Origin of the sequence: Paraburkholderia saeva (assembly GCF_907164555.1) — a bacterium.
In the GTDB taxonomy this organism is placed as follows: Bacteria; Pseudomonadota; Gammaproteobacteria; order Burkholderiales; family Burkholderiaceae; genus Paraburkholderia; species Paraburkholderia saeva.
In genome coordinates this window covers 666308-687006 of record NZ_CAJQZC010000001.1, presented here as the reverse complement: position 1 = coordinate 687006, position 20699 = coordinate 666308, and the positions used below count along the sequence as shown (strand labels likewise).

Sequence of the window (20699 nt, the reverse complement as noted above, 5' to 3'; positions counted from 1 at the left end):
CAACTGCGGATTCTGTATCAGCGCCTGCGCGCACGGGGTAACACCGGGTCCGCCGGTGCCTGCGGCTCTGCTTTTTGCTTTGCCTGCGGGTTCGATTTCGACTTCGTCAGCGGTTTCGGCTTCGTCCGCTCTGACGCCGCGCAAGCGGCAAGGTTCGCCACATAGGCGCGCACGATGTCGATAAAGCCCGTGAGCACCGGGCTCACCTCGCCCGTGCGCCAGACGAGGCCCGTCTCGATAGCCGGCACCGATTCGCGCAGCGGACGGTACACGACGCCGGTGCGCCGCAGGTTACGCAGCGATTGCGGCACCAGTGCGACACCCATGCCAGCCGAAACGAGGCTGACGATCGTCTGCATCTGGATGGCTTCCTGTCCGATGCGCGGCGTGAGGCCCGCGACGCCGTAGCAATCCATAATGATGTCATAAAAGCCTGGCGCCAGACGCCTTGGGAAAATCACGAGCGGCGCATCGGCGACGTCGCGCAGGCTGACGGGCGCGTCGCGCCAGTCTTCGTCGGGATGTCCGTCGAGGCGCGCCGCGACCTCCGATGACATCGCGATCACAAGCGGCTCACGCGCGATCGGCAGCCACGACAGCTGCGCAAGATGGCGCGGGGGCAAGGGCGCGATCACGAGACCCGCATCGACCCGGCCCGCGACGAGCTCGTCGATCTGCACGTCGCTCGTCGCTTCGGCGAGCTGCAGGCGCACGCGCGGATGGTGCGCGCCGAAATCGCGCAGCAGCTGCGGCAGCAGGCCGTAATCCGCCGTCGAAACAAACGCGAGCGACAGCACGCCCGCCTCGCCGCGCGCGAGGCCCTGCGCGAGCGGCCGCAGCCCTTCCGCGCTCGCCAGCAGCCGGCGCACTTCCGGCAGCAGGTCGGCGCCCACCTGGGTCAGCTCGACCGAGCGCTTCGTGCGCGCGAAAAGCTCGACGCCGAGCGTCTCTTCCAGCGCGCGGATGGCCTGCGAGAGCGGCGGCTGCGTCATCGCAAGGCGAATGGCCGCGCGCCCAAAGTGCTTCTCCTCGGCGACGGCGATAAAGTAGCGCAACTGGCGCAGATCCGGAGTGGCGGCTTGCATCGATTAATACTTTTTTCGACCTTATCCAGCCTGAATAATATATTGGACACGCGCCACGAGAAACTGCATTCTTGCGCCACGTGCTGGAAACATCCGCCCTGCATCTCCCGGACTGCGGATTTCCCCAACAATACACAGCGCCCCGGGCACGATTCCCGGACAAGACAATACGGAGCTCCCCATGTCGTACAACCGTCGTTCGAAGAACATCACCCAGGGCGTCGCGCGCGCGCCAAACCGGTCGATGTATTACGCGCTCGGCTACGAGAAGGCCGATTTCGACAAGCCGATGATCGGCATTGCAAACGGCCACTCGACCATCACGCCGTGCAATTCCGGCCTGCAGCGTCTCGCCGACGCCGCGGTGGAAGCGGTCAAGCTGTCCGACGCGAACCCGCAGATCTTCGGCACGCCGACCATTTCGGACGGCATGTCGATGGGCACCGAGGGCATGAAGTACTCGCTCGTGTCGCGCGAAGTGATCGCCGACTGTATCGAGACCTGCGTGCAGGGCCAGTGGATGGACGGCGTGGTCGTGATCGGCGGCTGCGACAAGAACATGCCGGGCGGCATGATCGCGCTCGCGCGGCTCAACGTGCCGGGCATCTACGTCTATGGCGGCACGATCCGCCCAGGCAACTGGAAGGGCAAGGACCTGACGATCGTCTCGTCGTTCGAAGCCGTGGGCGAATTCACGGCCGGCCGCATGTCGCAGGAAGATTTCGACGGCATCGAGAAGAACGCGTGCCCGTCGTCGGGTTCGTGCGGCGGCATGTACACCGCCAACACGATGAGCTCGTCGTTCGAGGCGCTCGGCATGTCGTTGCTGTATTCGTCCACGATGGCGAATCCTGACGACGAAAAGGTCGACTCGGCCGCTGAATCGGCACGCGTGCTGGTCGAAGCGGTGAAGAAGGACCTGAAGCCGCGCGACATCATCACGAAGAAGTCGATCGAAAACGCCGTCGCCGTGCTCATGGCAACAGGCGGTTCGACGAACGCTGTGCTGCACTTCCTCGCAATCGCGCACGCCGCCGAAGTGGAATGGACCATCGACGACTTCGAGCGCATGCGCAAGAAAGTGCCGGTGATCTGCAACCTGAAGCCGTCGGGCCAGTATGTGGCGACGGATCTGCACAAGGCCGGCGGCATTCCGCAGGTCATGAAGATCCTGCTGGACGCGGGTCTGCTGCACGGCGACTGCATGACGATCACGGGCAAGACGATCGCCGAGGAACTGAAGGACGTGCCGTCGAAGCCGCGCGCGGACCAGGACGTGATCTTCCCGATCGACAAGGCACTCTACAAGGAAGGCCACCTCGCGATCCTGAAGGGCAACCTCGCACCGGAAGGCGCGGTCGCGAAGATCACCGGCCTGAAGAACCCGGTAATCACGGGCCCGGCACGCGTGTTCGACGACGAGCAGAGCGCGATGGAAGCGATTCTCGCCGACAAAATCAAGGCCGGCGACGTCGTGGTGCTGCGATATCTCGGGCCGAAGGGCGGACCGGGCATGCCGGAAATGCTGGCGCCCACGTCCGCGATCATCGGCAAGGGCCTCGGCGAATCCGTTGGCCTCATCACGGATGGCCGCTTCTCGGGCGGCACGTGGGGCATGGTGGTCGGCCACGTCGCGCCGGAAGCGTTCGCGGGCGGCACGATCGCCCTCGTGCAGGAAGGCGACTCGATCACGATCGACGCGCACAAGCTGCTGCTCGAACTGAACATCGACGCGGCCGAACTGGAACGCCGTCGCGCGGCATGGCAGCAACCGAAGCCGCGTTACACGCGCGGCGTGCTGGCCAAATTCGCTGCACTTGCGCTGCCGGCCAACAAGGGCGCGATTACAGGCTGATGCGGGAACGCAGGCGGGCGGCATGCCGCCCGCCTGCTGGAAAGGCTTCACGCAGCATAAAGGGGCACACGACGGGTCGTGTGCCCCTTTGCTTTTATAATGCGTCGACAAGAAGTCAAACCAGAGTCCGGCATACGTACCGGCGGAGACCAGAATGAATCGGAAGTCGTTTGCATCAATGGCGCTCGCGGGCGCAATGGCAGCCGGCGGAACGGCACATGCACAGGAACCGCCGGGCGATGGGCTCGCCCTCGCGAAGGCGCAGAACTGCATGAGCTGCCACTCGGTGAACCGTCCGTTCATGGGGCCATCGCTGCACGACGTGGCGGCCCGCTACGCGACGCGCAGCAATGCGGCGACCTATCTGTCGCACAAGATCATCGAAGGCAGCACCGGCGTATGGGGACCGGTGCCGATGCCTGCCAATACGCAGCTTTCGCCCGATCAGGCCGTCGCGCTCGCGACCTGGATCCTTTCGCTGAAGTAAATCGGCCGCGCGGCACGTCCAGCACCTGGGCAGGCGGTGACGCCGGCCACGCTCAGGACTGGCGTTTGCGCTCTGCTTCCACCGCTTCGCGCACCCAGTTGCTCATCTGCGCTTCGAGCACCGCGCCCACTTCCTTCGCGATCTGGCCGACGAGCCACGTCGCGTGGACCTGCATCGCCGCGCGACAGCGTTCCTCGATCACTTCCTGTCCCGGTCCACGCAGGTAGGCCGTGAACTTTCCGCGCAGGTGCTCAGTGAGGGCGTCGGGGTTGAGGGTGGCTGGATCCGGCGCATGCGCCGGCGCTGACGGCGTTGAAGCCGCCGCCGCGGCCATAGTGAACGGTGCGGAAACCGTTTCGACTGGTTTGACGGCCTCCGCGGCCGGAGCAGCCGCTTCCACCTGCACGTGAGCAGCGTGCCGGATGGGCGCCGATACGGCAGGCGCCTCCGCTACCGGCTCGTGCCCGATGGGCGTGGACGATTCGACATCGGCTGGCACGGCTGGCTCTTCTTCAGGCACATGCAAATGCGGCGCCGGCTTTGACGGCGGCACTTCGAATACGTCATCGAGCACCGGTACATCGTCGTCGGCTTCGTGCGCGTGCGCTGGCGCCGTGGCTTTCGACGCGGGCACTTCAAATACGTCTTCCAGCACGGGCACGTCGTCGAGCGTATCGACCGGCGCGGCCGGTGCCGGTACGTGATGGCTGCGCGTGGGACTGCCGGTGGCGAGCACTTCGGTCAGAAGCGGAATCGCCTCGTCGGGGCTGTCTTTGCTGTCGCTGGAATGGGACACGAATACACTCCGTCGCTGGATCGGACGAGCCGATATGGGTCGAAGTCGAGGCGCCGCGGGCCTGCGTCGAACACAGAACTCAGGCGCCCTGCTTGTAGTTGTTCAGAGGATAGCCGCGATCGCGGTAAAAGCGATAGCGTTCCCGACCGGCCGCCAGTTCATCGGGCTCGTTGCCGATCACTTCGAGCAGCCGTTCGAACCGCGCGAACTGCGCCGGCACGCCGGCGCCCAGGTTCAGCAGCACCTGATGATGCGGCGCAAGGTCGAGGTCCGTGGTGAGCACGATCGGCGTCGTGGCAGCGAGCGTGCTGTCGGCCATGCAGTGCGGCACGAAGTCGAGCGGCGAGAACGTCCACAGCAGCTCGTCGAAAACGCGCAGCCGCGCGGCATCCGCCAGCACGACCGTCGGCTGGCCCGCCTGATACGCCTTGCGCAGCAGGCGGCACGCATACAGCAGCGCGTCGCCGACGTTCGAGTGGAAGTCGATCCGCGTCATGCCCGGCTCCATGCCACCACGCCTGTACTTACGCCCGTGCTGCGACGCGTCATTGCGCCGCGCGGTCGATCAGGAACTGCGCGAGAAGCGGCACCGGACGGCCCGTCGCACCCTTCGCCGCACCGCTCTTCCATGCCGTGCCGGCGATGTCGAGGTGCGCCCACGGATAGCCGTCGGTGAAACGCGACAGGAAGCACGCCGCTGTCACGCTGCCCGCCGGACGGCCGCCGATGTTCGCGATGTCCGCGAAATTCGACTTCAGCTGATCCTGATACTCGTCGTCGAGCGGCAGACGCCACGCCGGGTCGGACGCTTCCTTCGATGCGTCCAGCAGTTCGCCCGCGAGCGCGTCGTCCTTCGAGAAGAGACCGCTGTTGTGATGGCCGAGCGCGATGATGCAGGCGCCCGTCAGCGTGGCGATGTCGATCACGGCTGCCGGCTTGAAGCGCTTCGCGTACGTGAGCGCGTCGCACAGGATGAGGCGGCCTTCGGCGTCCGTGTTCAGCACTTCGATCGTGAGCCCGGCCATGCTGGTGACGATGTCGCCCGGCTTCGTTGCAGTCGCCGACGGCATGTTCTCGACCGCCGGAATGATACCGACGACGTTGATCTTCAGGCCCATTTCCGCGACCGCACGCATCGTGCCCAGCACCGAACCGGCGCCGCACATGTCGTACTTCATTTCGTCCATGCCTTCGCCCGGCTTCAGCGAAATGCCACCCGTATCGAACGTGACGCCCTTGCCGACCAGCACCACCGGCGCGGCTTTCGCGGCGCCGCCCTGGTACTGCAGCACGATGAACTGCGCCGGTTCGACGGAACCCGCCGTGACCGACAGGAAGGAACCCATCTTCAGCGCTTCGCATTGCTTTTCGCCGAGCACTTCGACCTTCAGCTTCCAGTCTTTTGCGAGCTTCTTCGCCGTGTTCGCGAGGTAGGTCGGCGTGCAGACGTTGCTCGGCAGGTTGCCGAGGTCGCGCGTGAGGTCCATGCCGTTGGCGAGCGCGGCGCCCTGCTTCGCGGCGAGTTTCGCGGCCTTTTCATCGACGGTATCGACGCTGAAGACGATGCGCTTGAGAGCCCGCACGCTGGTGTCGGGCTTGCTTTTCATCTGGGTGAAGCGGTAGGTCTGTTCGCGCAGCGCGAGGATCGCGGCGCGTACGTTCCAGTCGCTCGTGCGTTCCTGCACCGGCAGTTGCGCGAGCGTGAACGTGACCTGCGTGACCTTCGTGGTGAGAAGTGCGCGCCATGCGGCGCGCACAGCGTCGCCGTAGGCTTTCTGCGAGAACGCATCCTGTTTGCCAAGACCGACGAGCAGCACGCGCGAGGCGCCGATGCCGGAAACTTCGTGCAGGAACAGCGTGGTACCGCTCTTGCCGTCCATATCGCCCGCCTTGATGATGCGGGTGAGGAGGCCCTTGGTTGCCGCGTCGATTTCGAGTGCGGCCCCTGAAAGCGTTTGCGACTCGAACACGCCGAGTACGATGCAATCGGATTTTCCGGTCAGGAAGCCGTTTGACGAGCCTTTGCTCCAATCACAGGCTTTTATGCTAAAGTCCATCGCGCTTGTCCTCGGATAAAATCTGGGCTTAGGATGAAAGCCGCAATTATCCGCTATTTTTCCTGCGGCGGCTGCAAGGAAGGCGTTACGGCACACAACCCGGGCGACTTCCCGGGCACGCCCTCTCTTCATCAACAATGATCTTCGAACGCTCCCTCCAGCGCGAACTCGCGTATACGGCTGGTGCCGTGTTCATGGTTCTGCTGACGCTAGTGCTGACGACGATGATGATCCGCATCGTCGGCTTTGCCGCGTCGGGCGAGATCGATCCGCGCGACGTCCTGGTCCTGATCGGCCTCACCGTGATCGGCTATCTGGCGATCATGCTCGTCGCCACGCTCTTCGTGTCGATCCTGTTCGTCCTTACGCGCTGGTACAAAGATTCCGAAATGGTGGTGTGGCACGCGTCCGGCGTGAGCCTCACGCGCCTCATCAAGCCGATCGCCGTGTTTTCGACGCCGATCGTGATTCTCATCATGTTCTTCGTCTTCGTCGGCTGGCCGTGGTCGAACCAGCAGAGCAAGCTGATCCGCGCGCGTTTCCAGCAGCGCGATGAAGTGTCGATGCTCGCGCCGGGCCAGTTCCGCGAATCGCCGGCAAGCCACCGCGTGTTCTTCATCGAGAAGATGTCGCCCGATCAGGGTCACGTCGAGAATGTGTTTGTGACGAGCACCGAAAACGGCAAGGTCAACGTGATCGTGTCGAAGAACGGCCACACTGAAACGCAAAAGAATGGCGACCGCTTTGTCGTGCTTGAAAACGGCCGGCGATACGACGGCGAACCGGGGCATCCGGATTTCCGCATCATGGAATTCGAGCGTTACGGCGTGAAGATCCAGAGCCAGCCCGTGGTAAACACACCGACGACCACCGGCACGCCGACGCTCGACCTGTTCCGCAATCCGACGAATGAAAACCTGGCGGAATTCGCGTGGCGCGCCGGCTTGCCGCTGATCGCGATCAACCTGATGCTGCTGGCGATTCCACTGGCGCACCAGAATCCGCGACGCAGCCGCACGATCAATCTGGTGATGGCAGTGCTGATTTATCTGACGTATTCGAATCTGTTGAACGTGGTGCAATCCTGGATCGAGCAGGGCAAGCTCTCGTTTGGGGTCGGCATTATCGGGCTGCATATCATCGTGGCAGGGATTGTCGGCTTCCTGTTCTGGCTGCGCGTGCGCAACCGTCCACTGTTCACGCGGGCGATGTTCCAGCGTCCGTCGCAGGGGGCCTGACCGATGCGTATTTATGAGCGGTACTTCGCGCGGCAGATCTATCTCACGTTCATTTTCATTCTGTTCGCGTTTTCGGGCCTGTTCTTCTTTTTCGACCTGATCAACGAACTGAATTCGGTCGGCCACGGCAACTACAAGTTCAGCTACGCGGTGCTGCGCGTTGCGCTGCAGACGCCTTCCCGATTCTACGAAATCATCCCCGTCGCCGCGTTGATCAGCGCGATCTATGTGTTTGCGCAGATGGCGGCGAATTCCGAGTACACGATTTTCCGTGTCTCCGGCCTCGCGACGAATCAGGCGCTGCGTTCGCTGATGAAGATCGGCATTCCGCTGGTGTTTCTGACCTACCTGATCGGCGAAGTCGTGGGTCCGTACACGGATCAGCTGTCGGAGCGCGTGCGCCTCGAGGCCCTGGGTTCCGCGGTGTCGAGTAATTTCGAATCGGGCGTGTGGGTGAAGGACACGTTGACTGCGCGCACGGATGGCGAGCAGGTCACGCGTTTTGTGAATGTCGGCGAATTGCGGCCGGACGCGACGATCAGCAACGTGCGCATTTACGAATTCGATTCGCAGTTTCGTCTGGCCAATGTGCGGATTGCGAAGACGGGCAAATACGCGCCGCCGGGGCACTGGCAGTTGACGGACGTCACCGATACCCAGCTGATCGACGTCGTCCCGGGCGGTGCGAAGCCCACCGATGCGTTGAACCCTGTGTATCGTGCGAAGCAGGTGACGTTGCCTGAGTATTCGCTGCGTTCCGAACTGACGCCGCAGATTCTTTCGGTGCTGCTGGTTTCGCCGGAGCGGATGTCGATGTTCAATCTATTCCGTTACATCCAGCATTTGACGGAGAATCATCAGGACACGCAGCGGTACCAGATTGCGTTGTGGCGCAAGCTGCTGTATCCGTTTGCGGTGTTCGTGATGCTGGTGCTTTCGCTACCGTTTGCGTATCTGCACACACGTGCCGGCGTGGTGGGTGTGAAGGTGTTTGGCGGAATTATGCTGGGGATGAGCTTCCAGCTCTTCAACACGCTGTTCTCGCACATTGGCACGTTGAATACGTGGCCGGCGCCGTTGACGGCGGCGACACCTGGGTTGATTTATCTTGTGCTGGGGTTGGTCGGATTGAAGTGGGTTGATCGACACTAGCGTGGTGGTTTTTGCCGGAAACTGCACGATGGCACTGCACGGTATTGTTCTCTTCGGGCATGGCGCGCGCGACCCGCGATGGGGCGAGCCTTTTGAACGCCTTGCGGCGAAGTTGTCTGCTTTGCATGGGGATGCCGGGCCTGTTGCGCTGGCCTTTCTTGAGTTGATGTCGCCGGATTTGCCTTCTGCTGTTGCTGCGCAGGTTGCTGCAGGGTGTGAGGTGATTACTGTCGTGCCTGTGTTTTTTGGGCAAGGTGGGCATGTCAGGCGGGATCTGCCTTCTATTGTTGACCGCTGTCGCGGTGAGTTTCCCTCTGTTGTTATTCGCTGTTCCGCAGCGGTTGGGGAGGACGATGCTGTCCTCGATGCTGTTGTTGGGTTTTGCCTTCGGCAGGTTTTTTAGTTTTTCTGTTTTTTCTTTTTTTCTGGTTTGTCTTTTCTTTGGCCTTTTCCTGGCCGAATGCAGTTTTCTTTCGCTTTTCGCCTTTGATCTTTCGCCTTTGATCTTTGGCCTTTCCTTGTATTCGCGTCGGTCTATTTGTGTTGCCCCTGTGCGGGGCGGCACCTACTTTTCTTTGTCTTCCAAAGAAAAGTAGGCAAAAGAAAGGCGCTTCGAAAACTTGTCTCTTCCCGGTGTGTCACTCGCGGGGAATGGCAACCCATGAAGTGTCACCCCCTCACCCCGCACGCTATAGGTCCCCGCGCGATCGCTTCCCTCACGCATTCCGCGTTCGTGACAAGGCAGTCATCCACGCCGCTTCGCACTGCGTGCGTCGCGGTTGGGGCAAACACGGGGGAGGTGGGGCAGTGGATGGCGGGTGGCGGGTGTTGGCTGCTACGCCGGTCGGCGACGCGAAGCGGAGACGGGTGGATGAGTGCTTTGTCACGGGCGGTGTTGTGCGAGGAACGAAATCGCGCGGGGACCCATGCACCATGATGTGTGGGGGCGACACTTCATGGGTTGCCATTCCCCAGAGATGATGCGCCTTGAAGAAATGAGTTATCGAAGCGACTTTCTTTTGCCTACTTTTCTTTGGCAAGACGCCCCGAAGGAAGTCCCCTTGGGGGACAAAGAAAAGTAGGTGCCGCCCCGCACAGGGGCGACGCTAATAGACCGACATGAACACAAGGAAAGGCCAAAGCAAAAAAACTAGGCCGCATGCAATGCAGAAGAAGAAGAAAGAACCACATCGCGCGGCAACAAGCGCCGCTCAGCAAAGGCCTCGCCGATCATAAGAAGACTCGGCTGACCTTCATCAAGCCACTGCTGAGCATCACCAGCAGCAAGCGCCTCAAGGGTCAACGTCAACGACCTCTCCCGCACCGTGCTGCAAGCTTCAACAATAGCAACAGGCGTAGACCCGACGCGCCCAGCGTCAATCAACCGTTGGGCAATTTCAGGTGCACTATCCCGCCCCATGTAGAACACCAGCGAATCCGCCTTCACCTGCTCGCGAATTTCGTCAGTATCCGCCGCGCGACTATGCGTCGCCAGCGCAACACTGCGCGACACCCCACGCAGTGTCAACGAGCGCTTCAACGTCGAAGCGCCGGCAAGCGCAGCCGTAATCCCCGGCACCACCTCGTACTCGATGCCCGCCGCCTCCAGCGCCCGCATCTCCTCATCGGCACGACCAAAGAGCATCGGGTCGCCACCCTTCAGACGCACCACCACATCGTGCTCCAAAGCCGCATCCACAATCTGCTTGTTGATGAAGTGCTGCGCCGTCGAACGCTGGCCACAACGCTTGCCCACAGCAACCCGGCGGGCCTGTACCGGCGCGTAATCCAGCATCGAAGGCTCAACCAGCGCGTCGTGCAGCACGACATCAGCCATGCCCAGCAAGCGGGCGCCGCGCACCGTGATAAGGTCCGCCGCTCCCGGTCCTGCACCAATCAGATACACCTTGCCCATTTGCTTCAATCCCGTTCGTTCAGTTCGTGCCAGTACGACCGCGCTCAAACGCGTTCACTCAAGCACTAAATGCACGAATCATGCCGGCCGCGACCGTGTGATGCGTCGCCTCGTCAATCAGCACGAATGCCCCCGTTCCCGGATGCGAATCGTAGGCGTCAGCCACGATCGGTTTTTGCAGCGTCAGCGACACGCGGCCAATATCGTTCATCGTCAGATCATGACGGTCCGTAGCATGCGACAGCGTATGCACGTCCAGCACTTCCTTGATCGCACCAATACGCGCGAACACCGTGTTCGTGGTCTGCTTCAGCAGATACTTGCGCTGCGTCGACAGCGGCGTCTCGTCAAACCAGCACAGGTCGGCTTCAACTTTCTTCGCCGGCGCAGGCGCCGCTTCGCGCAGCACAAACGTATCACCACGTGATACGTCGACATCTTCCGCGAGGCGGATCGTCACGGTCTGCCCCGCGAACGCGCGATCGACCTGCGCAGTGCCGCCCGGCACCGGCGCGATGATCTCCGCGACGGTCGCTTCACGGTTCGCCGGCAGCACGACGATCGTATCGCCCAGCTTCACTTCGCCTGCCTCCACACGGCCCATGTAGCCGCGGAAATCGTCGGCCTGGCTGCCGTCCTGGCGCGCCACCCATTGCACCGGGAAACGCAGCGCCTGACCCGTCGGAATCTCCACCGGCAGTGCTTCGAGCACGTCCAGCAGCGGCTCGCCGGCATACCACGGCATACGCTCGCTGGCGGTCACGATGTTGTCGCCCTTCAGCGCCGACACCGGCACGAAGCGCACATCGGTAAGGCCCAGTTGACGCGCGAGTTCGACGTACGCATCGCGGATCTCGTTGAAGCGCGTTTCGCTGTAGTCGACCAGATCCATTTTGTTGATCGCAACGATCGCATGCTGCAAGCCCAGCAGCTTCACGATCGCGCTGTGACGCTTGGTCTGCGGCAACAGTTGCGCCACGCCGTCCACGAACGTGACGCGCGTCGCGTCAACGAGAATGATCGCGGCATGCGCGGTCGACGCGCCCGTCACCATGTTGCGCGTGTACTGCTCGTGGCCCGGCGTATCGGCGATGATGAACTTGCGCTTTGCAGTCGCGAAGTAGCGGTACGCGACGTCGATCGTGATGCCCTGCTCGCGTTCGGCTTCGAGACCGTCGGTCAAAAGCGACAGGTCGATTTCGTCGCCCACGGTGCGCTTGTTCTTCGCACGCGACAGCGCCGAAAGCTGGTCCGACAGCACAGCCTTGCTGTCGTACAGCAGGCGCCCGATCAGCGTGCTCTTGCCGTCATCGACACTACCTGCAGTAATGAAACGCAGCACGCCGAGGTCTTCTGGTTGATGAATACTCATGATTGCATTGCCCTCGTGTGCCTTAGAAATAACCTTGCTTCTTGCGTGTTTCCATCGCGGCTTCCGATGCCTGGTCGTCCATCCGCGTCGCACCGCGCTCCGTGATTTCGGTCACGGCCGTTTCAGCGATGATCTTCTCCAGATCGTCGGCGTCGCTTTCCACCGGGCACGTGCAGCTGATGTCGCCTACGGTACGGAAACGCACGAGCGCGGTTTCGCTCGTTTCGCCTTCGCGCATCGGCGTAAGCGGCGTCACCGGCACGAGCAGCCCGTTACGGCGCACGATTTCACGATGATGCGCATAGTAGATCGACGGCAGTTCGAGCTTTTCGCGCGCAATGTATTGCCACACGTCGAGTTCGGTCCAGTTCGAGATCGGGAACACGCGCAGATGTTCGCCGTTGTGCAGACGCGCGTTAAAGAGGCTCCACAGTTCCGGACGCTGCGCCTTCGGGTCCCACTGGCCGAATTCGTCGCGAAACGAGAAGATGCGCTCTTTGGCGCGGGCCTTTTCTTCGTCACGACGCGCGCCGCCAATCATCGCGGTGTAGCCGTATTGCTCGATCGTTTCGAGCAGCGTCACCGCCTGGGCGGCGTTGCGCGAATCAAGCTCGCGGCGCAGACGCACTGTGCCGCGTTTGATCGAATCCTCGACATGCCCCACCACCAGTTGCGCGCCGATTTCCTTCGCGCGACGGTCACGGAAGTCGATCACTTCTTCATAGTTGTGGCCGGTGTCGATGTGCACGAGCGGGAACGGCAGCACGGTCTTGCGGCTGGCGCCAAGGCCAAACGCCTTCAGTGCCAGATGCAGCACGACGACCGAATCCTTGCCGCCCGAGAACAGCAGCGCGGGGTTGCTGCATTCGGCAACCAGTTCACGCAGGATGTGAATCGACTCGGCTTCGAGCCAGTCGAGGTGATCCATCCGGTTCGCGGTGTTGGCGAGCGGAGCGTTCAGTGCGGGATCGAGCGTCGTGCTCATGGTGTGTCCTTCCTTTGTTCCCGTCACAAGTGGTGCTTGCGACGCGGTATTCAATCGTTCAATTGATCTGTTTCTGCTGCCCGGGCCGCGCTTCAGATGGCGGAGCTTTGCCCGCTGACGACTGCAACCGGAATCGTCGTGATGTGCAGGCCGCATTCCTTCGTATCGCACGACTCCCACCACCAGCGCCCTGCCCGGCTGTCTTCACCGGGACGGATCGCGCGTGTGCAAGGTTCGCAGCCGATGCTCGGATAGCCGCGCGCATGCAACGGATTGACCGGCACGTCGAACGCCTTGAGGTACGCCCACACATCGGCTTCGGTCCAGTCCGCGAGCGGATTGAACTTGGCGATGTTGCGTGCGCCATCGTGTTCTTCCTCATGCAGTTCGGCACGCGTCACCGACTGCTCGCGACGCTGGCCCGTTACCCAGGCGCTCACGTCCGACAGCGCGCGGTTAAGCGGCTCGACCTTGCGGATTTCGCAGCAACGCTTGCGCAGATCGATGCTTTCGTAAAACGCGTTCAGACCATGCTGCGCGATGTATTCATCGACCGCGTCTGTCTGCGGGTGAAACTGTTCGATGTCGTAGCCGTAGCGCTCTTTCACGCGATCGAGCATGCCCAGCGTTTCCGCATGCAGCCGTCCCGTGTTGAGCGAGAAGATGCCGATCTTCACGTTGCGCGACAGGATCGCGTGCGTGAGCAGCATGTCTTCCGCGGCGAGACTGCTGGCAAGCTTGACGTTCGCGTGACGCGCGCCGATCGAATCGAGCAGCGTATCCAGCCGCTCGATCTTCGCTGCGAGTTCTGGCGTCACTGAGACAGTGGCGTCGCTCATGCCGAAGCCTTCTGTGCGGCCGCAGCTTCGCGACGACGGAAGAGCGGCAGCGGATCGTCGACTGCACCCTGATACTGCACGGTGAAATCGTCAAATGCCTTCATGGCGTCGCTGATGTCGCGGTCTTCGCGCACCGCAAATGCGTCAAAACCGCAGCGGTACATGAGACGAACCTGGTCGCGCAGCACGTCGCCGATCGCGCGAATTTCGCCCTTGTAGCCATAGCGTTCGCGCAAGAGGCGCGCAATGCTGTAACCACGGCCGTCGCGGAATACCGGGAAATCGATCGCGATCAGCGCGACCTTTTCGAAGTCGCCGACGATGTCCGCCGGATCGCTATCCGGCTCAAGCCATACAGCGATTTCACCGGCGTTACGCGACGCAGTGAGGGCATCGCGCGAAGCCGTCCACAATGCGAACGGCACGATCACCTTGCCGGCCGGCAGTGCTTCCACTGCGGGCAAGGTGCCGTCTTCCGCTGCACGCACAACCGTCCAGTCATCGCTAACGATCGCGCGGTTCTTGATAATCGAAGCCATCTGCAGAATCCTTTAAGCCTGTATCGCGGGTTAAGCGTGAGCCGGTTGGCGCGATGCGTACACGCGCTCCTTGAACGGCGTCATACCAATGCGGTTGTACGTGTCGATGAAACGCTCGCCGTCGATGCGGTTTTCCACGAACGTATCGATCACTTTCGACACCACGTCCGGCATTTCTTCCGCCGAGAACGACGGGCCGATCACGCGACCCAGATGCGCACCCGTTGCACCCGAGCTCTGCTCGCCGCCGAGCGTCACCTGGTACCACTCCGAGCCATCCTTGTCGACGCCAAGCACGCCGATGTTGCCGATGTGGTGGTGACCGCACGCGTTGATACAACCCGAGATGTTCAGCGACACGTCGCCGAGATCGTAGACAAAGTCGAGGTCGTTGAAGCGTTCCTGAATCGCCAGCGCAATCGGAATCGACTTCGCGTTCGCGAGCGAGCAGAAATCGCCGCCTGGGCATGCAATGATGTCCGTCAGCAAGCCGATGTTCGGCGTGGCGAAACCTTGTGCCCTGGCCTGTTCCCACAACTCGAACAGATCGCGCTTCTTCACGTTCGCCAGAATCAGGTTCTGTTCGTGCGACACGCGAATTTCGCCGAGCGAATACGTGTCGGCCCAGTCAGCCACCGCTTCCATCTGCGCATCCGTGGCATCGCCCGGGGCGATTGTCGTCGGCTTCAGTGAGAGCGTGACCGATGCGTAGCCCGACACCTTGTGCGGGCGAACGTTGCGCTCGACCCACCGCGCAAACGCACGGCTTTCGAGCAGATGGTTTTCGAACGAAGCGTCGGTGTCCGGCAGCTTTTCATAAACCGGCGGCGCGAAGTACTGCGACACGCGGTCGAGTTCAGCCTGCGTGAGCGTCGAAGGACCATCCTTCAGATGCTGCCATTCTTCCTCGACCTGCTTTGCGAACTTCTCCGGGCTCAGCGCCTTCACGAGAATCTTGATGCGCGCCTTGTATATGTTGTCGCGGCGGCCGTAGCGGTTATACACGCGCAGAACGGCTTCGCAGTACGTCAGCAGATGCTGCCACGGCAGGTCTTCGCGGATGACGGCACCTACGATCGGCGTGCGACCGAGGCCACCACCGGCCAGAATGCTCGCGACCACTTCACCTTGCGCATTCTTCTTCAGATACACGCCAAGGTCATGCACCTGCACGGCGGCACGGTCTTCCGTCGAACCCGAGACGGCGATCTTGAACTTGCGCGGCAGCCACGCAAATTCCGGGTGGAACGTCGACCACTGACGCAGGATTTCAGCCCACGGACGCGGATCGACGATTTCGTCAGGCGCGACGCCAGCGAACTGGTCAGCCGTGATGTTGCGGATACAGTTACCCGAGGTCTGGATGCCGTGCATCTGGACCGATGCGAGCTTCGCGAGAATTTCCGGCGTTTCCTCAAGCTTGATCCAGTTGTACTGGATGTTCGAGCGCGTCGAAAAGTGACCGTAGCCACGGTCGTGTTCGCGTGCGATGCGCGCCAGCATGCGCATCTGGTCGCTGCGCAGATTGCCGTAAGGAATCGCGATGCGGTGCATGTACGCGTGGCGCTGCATGTAGAGGCCGTTCTGCAGACGCAGGGGACGGAACTCTTCTTCGCTCAATTCGCCCGACAGCCGGCGACGAACCTGATCGGCGTATTGCGCGACGCGTTCGTCAACGATGGTCTGGTCGTACTGATCGTATTGGTACATTCGGGGACCCCATTTTTTTCGTTACCGCACAGCGCTCCGGTTGCGCCGCGCCCTGTCTACCGGTATCTGTCAGGGCAAATGGAAGAAGGTTTTAGACGCATCCTTCATTTGCTTATGACAAATACAGATATCCATATTGGAAAAGTTGGGGGAATCGTAATAAACTCCCCTTATATTTCAAACGACTTAAAAATTGTTTTCATATGCGAAGAGGTTATAAATGAACCTGCACCAGTTTCGCTTCGTGCGCGAGGCGGTCCGGCAGAACTTCAACCTCACGGAAGCCGCCAAGGCCTTGTTTACGAGCCAGCCAGGCGTCTCGAAGGCCATCATCGAGCTGGAGGACGAGCTGGGCGTCGAAATCTTCACACGGCACGGCAAACGCGTCCGCTCGCTGACCGAACCGGGCCGGATCATTCTTCAGTCGGTTGAAAAGATCCTGCAGGAAGTGGAGAGTCTGAAGCGGGTCGGTAAAGATTACGCGGCGCAGGATCAGGGCAATCTCGTCATCGCCGCCACGCACACGCAGGCGCGCTACTCACTTCCGGCCGCGATCGCCGAATTCAAGAAGCGCTTTCCCAAGGTTCACCTTTCGATTCTGCAAGGCAGCCCGACGCAGGTCGCCGAAATGGTCATCCACGACCAGGCGGACCTCGCGATCGCCACCGAGGCAATCGCCAACTATAAGGAACTGGTCTCGCTGCCCTGCTTTTCGTGGCATCACATCGCCGTCATGCAGCCGGATCACCCGTTGCTGGACCGCAAGCAGCTTTCCCTCGACGACCTCACGCAATATCCGCTGATTACCTACGACAACGCGTTCGCGGGCCGCACGAAGATCAACGAGGCGTTCCGTCTGCGCGGGCTGCATCCGGATATCGTGCTCGAGGCGATCGACGCCGACGTGATCAAGACCTACGTCGAGTTGGGTCTCGGCGTCGGCATCATGGCGGATATCGCGTTCAACGCGGAGCGCGACCGTCATCTGCGTGCGATGCCTGTCGGCCACCTGTTCGGCAGCAACGTGACGCGCGTGGCGCTCAAACATGGCGCGTATCTGCGCAGTTATGTGTACACGCTTGTCGAGCTGCTCTCGCCGAGCCTGAACCGCCGGCTGATCGAGCAGGCGCTGAAGGGCGAGCACGAGTCGTACGAACTCTGAAGTGCCCCTCTGTCCTGTTTAAAACAATTGCCGCTTGAATTCCGCCATGGAGACCCCATCGATGAGCCTCATGTCGTACAAAAAGAACCTGCGTTGCGTCACCACTGTTGCAGCACTCGCAATCAGCACGGTCGCCCACGCCGACATCAAGGTCGGCATTGATCTGTCGAGTACCGGCCCCGCCGCTACCATCGGCATCACCAGCAAGAACGCGATGCTGATGTGGCCGAAGACGATTGCCGGCCAGAAAGCCGAATACATCATCCTCGACGATGGCTCCGATCCGGGTGCCGCTGTACGCAACATTCGCAAGCTCATCAACGAAGACCATGTCGACGTGATCGTCGGCCCGAACGTCACACCCGCGGCGCTCGCCGCGCTCGATCCGGTCGCCGAAAACCAGACACCGATGATCACGCTGATCGGCTCGGCAAGCGTCGTCGAACCGCAGGAAGGCAAGCGCGTGTGGGCCTTCAAGATGGCGCAGACCGACAGCGCGATGGCCGACGTGATGACGCGCTACATGTCGAACCACAACGTGAAGACGGTGGGTTTCATCGGCTTCGCGGACAGTTACGGCGACAGCTGGCTCAACGAATTCACGAAGTTCGCAACGCTGCGGCACATTCAGGTCGTCGCAATGGAGCGGTTCAACCGGACGGACGCGAGCGTCACCGGTCAGGTGCTGAAGCTGATGGCAGCGAAGCCCGACGCGATTCTGGTGGCGGGCGCAGGCACGCCGACCGTGCTGCCGCAACGCACGCTCGTCGAGCGCGGCTTCAAGGGGCCGATCTACCAGACCCACGGCATCGCCACGCCGGAATTCATCAAGCTGGGCGGCAAGGATGTCGAAGGCACGCTGTTCCCCACGCAACCGGTTGTCGTCGCGCGTACGTTGCCGGCGGATCATCCGGCGAAAAAGGCCGCCATGGCGTTTGTCACCGCTTATGAAGCGCAGTACGGCCCGAACAGCGTCACGCAGTTCGCGGGCGATGCGGCGGGCGTCTATCCGCGCCTTTCGGATGCCGTGGCGCGCGCGCTGAAAACGGCGCAGCCGGGCACGCCGGAGTTTCGTGCTGCGCTGCGTGTTGAACTCGAGCACGCGCATGAACTCGTCGTGCCGAACGGCGTGGTCAATACCAGCGCAAAGGATCACGTGGGCCTCGATCAGCGCGCGAGCGTGATGGGCATCATCAAGGATGGCAAATTCACGTATCTGAGCCAGTAAGGCTGGATGGCGGGCGGTGCGCATCGTTCACACCGCCCGCCGGACGCGTTGCTGATACAGTGAGCGTCTTCACTCCGTATCGAAATCATGCGCACCACACGAGCCATCCACGCCGTCGAGCGGTTGAAAACCCGCACCGGCAATCCGCAATTCGCGGCGATCAGCCTCTCCGGCGGCCTCTTCTATCTCGTCGACAAATCGTCGGGCAGCGACAAGAAAGTCTCCGATCCGCTGACGCTCGACGACTTCGTCAAGTTCGTCGACGCATTCGGCCCGCAAAAGCCGCGCAAGGCGAGCAAGCTCGATCTCGCGTTCGAAGAGCAGATCAGGAACAGCAAGCGTTAAGGCGCAACAGCGCCGCGATGCAGTGCATCGTTTTCGATGATCGTCACGCCTTGCCTGTCATCTGACGCCGCAGCAACGAGCGCGCGCGCGACGTCATCGGCGGCAATCGAGCGCCATTTGAGCGGCAGGATCACTCCCAGGCGACGCGCGATGCTCTCCAGCGGCCGGCTTTCCGCACGCTCGCCCATCAGAAAAGACGGCCGCACAATCGTGACTGCCGGAAAGCCCAGACCCAGTACGGCTGCTTCGACTTCACCCTTCACCTGGCTATAGAAGGTGCGCGCATGCGGGCTCGCACCAATTGCGCTGACGAGCGCATAGCGCGACGCGCCATGCCGGCGCGCAAGCGCACCAACCCGCAACGGATACTCGTAGTCGACCTTGCGAAACGCGGCCCGCGTGCCGGCGGTGCGGATTGTCGTGCCTAACGCGCAGATCACGGCGTCGACGGCAAAGCGTTCGTCGATGCCGGGCGTGCTGTCGAGCCGGTCGAAATCGACGACGTGCTCGATTACACGATTCGCGTGGCCGACGATCCCCGCGACTCCCGCTCCCGATGAGCGCCGTACGAGCAGGCGCACTTCGCCAACGCGCGGATCGCGCGCCAGCAGCTTCAGGCACGCACCGCCGACGAGCCCCGTTGCGCCGACCAGCAGCACGGTGCGCTTGCGCGATGCGGAACTCACGGCAGAATCGACGGATGCAAAGTTAGCCGGCATGCACGAACCCATGGAAAGACGAGGTGCTGCATCTTACCGTGCGTTCATGGCAGATGGACGAAGCCTTCAGCCGTTCCCGATTTCCTGATACTGCGCATTCATCCCGCTGCTCCTGAGCACCGTCTCGATGAAGCGCATGCCTTCGACACCATCGTCGACTGTGGTCAGCAAGCGGCTTTCAGGCGGCACCGGTTTGCCCGCATCGAGCGCCTCGATCTGCAACGCTGCATCGAGATACAACTGCGCGAACGCTTCGAGATAGCCTTCCGGATGGCCCGGCGGCACGCGCGTCGCGTGCGCGGCAATTGCGCTCTTGACGCGCCCGCGTGTCAGCCGTTCAGAAGCGCCGCCCAGCGGCGTGAACCACAGATCGTTCGGATACTCCTGATCGAACGCGAGCCCTGCCTTCGTGCCGTACACGCGCAGGCGCAGTGCGTTCTCCGCGCCGCTCGCCACCTGGCTCGCCCACAGCATGCCGCGCGCGCCGTTCGCATAACGCAGCATCACCTGAACGTGATCGTCGAGCTTTCTGCCCGGCACGAACGTGTGCACTTCCGCTGACAGTTCCTTCGGAAGCATCCCCGTCACGAACGCAGCGAGGTGGTACGCGTGCGTGCCGATATCGCCAAGACACCCCGCCGGACCCGATTGCGCCGGGTCGGTGCGCCAGCCCGCCTGCTTGTTCGTGCCCGTGTTTTCGATCGGCTCGGCCAGCCAGTCCTGCGCGTACTCGACCTGCACGACGCGGATATCGCCCAGTTCACCTGCATCGACGAGTTCGCGTGCGTGCCGCACCATTGGATAACCCGAGTAGGTGTGCGTCAGCGCGAACAGCTTTTTCTTCTCGCGTGCGAGCTTTGCGAGCGCCTCGGCTTCCGCCAGCGAAATCGCAAGCGGCTTGTCGCAGATCACATGAATGCCCGCTTCGAGAAACGCTGTCGCGACCGGCGCATGCAGATGATTCGGCGTGACGATCGCGACGGCATCGATGCCGTCGTCGCGGGCCGCTTCGGCCCTTGCCATCTCGCGCCAGTCCGGATAGCTGCGCGTAATGCCCACTTCCGCGGCGCTTGCCTGCGCGCGCGCCGCATCGGACGAAAGCGCGCCCGCCACGAGTTCGAACCGGTCGTCGAGGCGCGCGGCGATCCGGTGCACGGCGCCGATGAACGCACCCTGCCCGCCGCCAACCATGCCCAACCGCAATTTACGTGTCAT

General features: G+C 62.0%; 20 protein-coding genes. 8 read left to right on the top strand and 12 right to left on the bottom strand.

Annotation, left to right across the window (positions count from 1 at the left end; genetic code table 11):
- Window positions 1-17 precede the first annotated feature (17 nt).
- Entirely contained in the window at window positions 18-1085 is a 1068-nt protein-coding gene (locus tag LPA36_RS03075) for a LysR family transcriptional regulator (RefSeq protein WP_228874668.1), read from the bottom strand.
- Between the two features lie 181 nt (window positions 1086-1266).
- Here LPA36_RS03075 and ilvD point away from each other — a divergent pair, with 181 nt between their 5' ends.
- Together ilvD and LPA36_RS03065 are read left to right on the top strand one after the other, a co-directional pair.
- Window positions 1267-2940 (top strand): dihydroxy-acid dehydratase, encoded by a 1674-nt coding sequence (ilvD, locus tag LPA36_RS03070; protein ID WP_228874667.1) that lies wholly within the window; start codon window positions 1267-1269, stop codon window positions 2938-2940.
- Window positions 2941-3094: 154 nt separating this feature from the next.
- A complete protein-coding gene (locus LPA36_RS03065) occupies window positions 3095-3427 on the top strand; it encodes a c-type cytochrome (RefSeq protein WP_228874666.1) in 333 nt (110 codons plus the stop codon).
- A gap of 52 nt (window positions 3428-3479) precedes the next feature.
- On the opposite strand, the gene LPA36_RS03060 is transcribed toward LPA36_RS03065, so the two are convergent.
- The 3 genes from LPA36_RS03060 to LPA36_RS03050 form a co-directional block, all read right to left on the bottom strand.
- Window positions 3480-4223, bottom strand: a complete 744-nt coding sequence (locus LPA36_RS03060) for a DUF2486 family protein (RefSeq protein ID WP_228874665.1) — start codon at window positions 4221-4223, stop codon at window positions 3480-3482.
- A 79-nt stretch (window positions 4224-4302) separates the two neighbouring features.
- Window positions 4303-4719, bottom strand: coding sequence for a DNA polymerase III subunit chi (locus LPA36_RS03055; RefSeq protein WP_228874664.1), 417 nt, complete (start codon window positions 4717-4719; stop codon window positions 4303-4305).
- A gap of 49 nt (window positions 4720-4768) precedes the next feature.
- Window positions 4769-6280 carry a leucyl aminopeptidase gene (locus LPA36_RS03050; RefSeq protein ID WP_228874663.1) on the bottom strand — a complete coding sequence of 504 codons (1512 nt, stop codon included), beginning with the start codon at window positions 6278-6280 and terminating at the stop codon, window positions 4769-4771.
- A gap of 137 nt (window positions 6281-6417) precedes the next feature.
- Between LPA36_RS03050 and lptF the strand changes: the two genes are divergently transcribed.
- The 3 genes from lptF to LPA36_RS03035 are packed head-to-tail and all read left to right on the top strand — an operon-like array spanning window position 6418 to window position 9073.
- Complete coding sequence (gene lptF / locus LPA36_RS03045) at window positions 6418-7518, top strand: LPS export ABC transporter permease LptF (protein ID WP_228874662.1); 1101 nt, start codon at window positions 6418-6420, stop codon at window positions 7516-7518.
- A 3-nt stretch (window positions 7519-7521) separates the two neighbouring features.
- On the top strand, window positions 7522-8670 hold the full coding sequence (gene lptG / locus LPA36_RS03040; RefSeq protein ID WP_228874661.1) for an LPS export ABC transporter permease LptG: 1149 nt from the start codon (window positions 7522-7524) through the stop codon (window positions 8668-8670).
- Between the two features lie 28 nt (window positions 8671-8698).
- Complete coding sequence (locus LPA36_RS03035) at window positions 8699-9073, top strand: sirohydrochlorin chelatase (protein WP_228874660.1); 375 nt, start codon at window positions 8699-8701, stop codon at window positions 9071-9073.
- A gap of 747 nt (window positions 9074-9820) precedes the next feature.
- Here LPA36_RS03035 and cobA read toward each other — a convergent pair.
- The 6 genes from cobA to LPA36_RS03005 form a co-directional block, all read right to left on the bottom strand.
- Window positions 9821-10585 (bottom strand): uroporphyrinogen-III C-methyltransferase, encoded by a 765-nt coding sequence (cobA, locus tag LPA36_RS03030; protein WP_228874879.1) that lies wholly within the window; start codon window positions 10583-10585, stop codon window positions 9821-9823.
- Between the two features lie 58 nt (window positions 10586-10643).
- Complete coding sequence (locus LPA36_RS03025; protein ID WP_228874659.1) at window positions 10644-11957, bottom strand: sulfate adenylyltransferase subunit 1; 1314 nt, start codon at window positions 11955-11957, stop codon at window positions 10644-10646.
- Between the two features lie 22 nt (window positions 11958-11979).
- Complete coding sequence (gene cysD, locus LPA36_RS03020) at window positions 11980-12942, bottom strand: sulfate adenylyltransferase subunit CysD (protein WP_228874658.1); 963 nt, start codon at window positions 12940-12942, stop codon at window positions 11980-11982.
- Between the two features lie 92 nt (window positions 12943-13034).
- Window positions 13035-13781: a phosphoadenylyl-sulfate reductase gene (locus LPA36_RS03015; RefSeq protein WP_228874657.1), complete on the bottom strand. Its 747-nt coding sequence runs from the start codon at window positions 13779-13781 to the stop codon at window positions 13035-13037.
- Window positions 13778-14320 carry a DUF934 domain-containing protein gene (locus LPA36_RS03010; protein WP_228874656.1) on the bottom strand — a complete coding sequence of 181 codons (543 nt, stop codon included), beginning with the start codon at window positions 14318-14320 and terminating at the stop codon, window positions 13778-13780. The genes LPA36_RS03015 and LPA36_RS03010 overlap by 4 nt, the downstream gene beginning before the upstream one ends.
- A gap of 30 nt (window positions 14321-14350) precedes the next feature.
- Window positions 14351-16030: a nitrite/sulfite reductase gene (locus LPA36_RS03005; protein WP_228874655.1), complete on the bottom strand. Its 1680-nt coding sequence runs from the start codon at window positions 16028-16030 to the stop codon at window positions 14351-14353.
- A gap of 220 nt (window positions 16031-16250) precedes the next feature.
- Between LPA36_RS03005 and LPA36_RS03000 the strand changes: the two genes are divergently transcribed.
- The 3 genes from LPA36_RS03000 (at window position 16251) to LPA36_RS02990 (ending at window position 18765) form a co-directional block, all read left to right on the top strand.
- Window positions 16251-17192 carry a CysB family HTH-type transcriptional regulator gene (locus tag LPA36_RS03000; RefSeq protein ID WP_228874654.1) on the top strand — a complete coding sequence of 314 codons (942 nt, stop codon included), beginning with the start codon at window positions 16251-16253 and terminating at the stop codon, window positions 17190-17192.
- 70 nt (window positions 17193-17262) lie between these two features.
- Window positions 17263-18420, top strand: a complete 1158-nt coding sequence (locus LPA36_RS02995) for an ABC transporter substrate-binding protein (protein WP_407674210.1) — start codon at window positions 17263-17265, stop codon at window positions 18418-18420.
- 87 nt (window positions 18421-18507) lie between these two features.
- A complete protein-coding gene (locus LPA36_RS02990; protein ID WP_228874652.1) occupies window positions 18508-18765 on the top strand; it encodes a hypothetical protein in 258 nt (85 codons plus the stop codon).
- Here the strand turns inward: LPA36_RS02990 and LPA36_RS02985 are convergent.
- Both LPA36_RS02985 and LPA36_RS02980 read right to left on the bottom strand, forming a co-directional pair.
- Entirely contained in the window at window positions 18762-19451 is a 690-nt protein-coding gene (locus LPA36_RS02985) for an NAD(P)H-binding protein (protein WP_228874651.1), read from the bottom strand. The genes LPA36_RS02990 and LPA36_RS02985 overlap by 4 nt on opposite strands.
- A 99-nt stretch (window positions 19452-19550) precedes the next feature.
- Window positions 19551-20699 (bottom strand): Gfo/Idh/MocA family protein, encoded by a 1149-nt coding sequence (locus LPA36_RS02980; RefSeq protein ID WP_228874650.1) that lies wholly within the window; start codon window positions 20697-20699, stop codon window positions 19551-19553.